We start from the raw sequence: 1,370 nt of genomic DNA, 5'->3' as shown, positions 1-1,370 counted from the left end.
ATCTCGTCCTATCCGAGTTCGGTACGTGGTTACGTGAACCAGCCTGACGTCTCCACGCTCTGCCCGCCCCTCGGATCGAGGCGCAAAGCCCACACATCAAGACACACGCCCCACCCAGGCCAGGGCTACGCAACAACGTTCGCCAGGAACCGCCTTCACGTGTCGCCTGCGTTTGCCTCGGACCCGTCACTGCCGACACCTAGCGTTGCGGCTGACGGTTCACCATGACGTAGCTCTTCGCCGTAAAGCTCCGGACGTCTGGCGCTCCTGAACAACAAAAGGGCTGGCAACTCCCGGTAGCGCAGGGCGGGTTGTGATGTCACGCACCAGGTGTGCAGAACTGCAGCCAACCATTTCACTAGAGGCACTGTAAGTTGAAATCCGCCGGAGCCCGCCAGAGCAGACCATGACGTCAGCCGGCTGCTCCAGGCCCTCACCTCACCTCGCCTGCACCTGCTCAGCAGAAAGGCGCCCTTCTCTCTTCGCACACCCCTGAAACGGAGCAAAGCAATGGGCATCGATGCCGTTGACCTGGCCCACAAACTCTTCCGGATCCTCGAGACCGGAGACTCCGAACTCGCTGCGGAGGTCGTGCACCCGGACTTCTACAACCGTGAAGCAGCCGTGGCCCCAGAAGCCTGCAATCTTCTGGGCCCGGCCGGCGTCCTCGCCTCAAGCGCCTGGATGCGCTTCGCCTTCACCGAACTGAGCTTTCCGATCACGGAAACGGCCGGCAACGACAGCCAGGTATGGGTGCGCCTTCGCATGCATGGCTGCCATACGGGTCCGTTCGTCCGATTCCGCAACGGTGCACTCGATCAGGCCCTACCTCCCACCGGCCGAAGCATCGACTTCGAGCAGATCCACGTACTCGAAGTCCGGGAGGGCAAGGTCGCCGCCCACGAGGCCGTGCGTGACGACGTCACGATGCTCGGCCAACTCGGCGTCTTCCCGCCCAGTCCAGCGGTAGCACTGCGCATGGTCAGCTGGAAGCTGACAGGCAAAGCAGCACGCGCCGCCTCAGATGTGTCCTCCGCCGCCGCACATGCAGCGGCCGCTTCATCACGGCCAGGCTGAGCCACCGACCAGGGGGCGGAGAAGAGGGGCGTCCGCCAATCCGTGGGCCGACGCAGGGCGGTGAGCACGCCAGACCAATCGGCGCCACCAGGAGAAAGGGCCGGCGGACTCCCAGAACGTCGGAATCCCGAGAAACGACGATCACGAGCCGGAACCGCGCGGCAGGCCTCATGACGCGGCGAGGCGGATCCGTCTGGATCTGAGGACTATGCGCCCCGATCCGAGGGGCCTGTGCACACGTGGCAGACCAAGCTGGTGTGTGTTCACGACCCCACCGTTTCCAGGGAGTACGA

1 protein-coding gene is annotated in these 1,370 nt (G+C 64.2%); it reads left to right on the top strand.

Annotated elements, in window-relative coordinates; all coding sequences use genetic code 11:
• The first annotated feature begins 510 nt into the window (after positions 1-510).
• Positions 511-1,077 carry an ester cyclase gene (locus ACZ4N4_RS46330; protein ID WP_467600951.1) on the top strand — a complete coding sequence of 189 codons (567 nt, stop codon included), beginning with the start codon at positions 511-513 and terminating at the stop codon, positions 1,075-1,077.
• Positions 1,078-1,370: the final 293 nt, after the last annotated feature.

This window comes from Streptomyces sp. NPDC026538, assembly GCF_055567535.1.
Note: the sequence above shows the minus strand (reverse complement) of the source record. Positions and strands in the feature narration are given on the sequence as shown.

Excerpts from the sequence above, each read along its gene's own strand:
- ACZ4N4_RS46330 (WP_467600951.1), top strand. The coding sequence starts at position 511 with ATGGGCATCGATGCCGTTGACCTGGCCCACAAACTCTTCCGGATCCTC.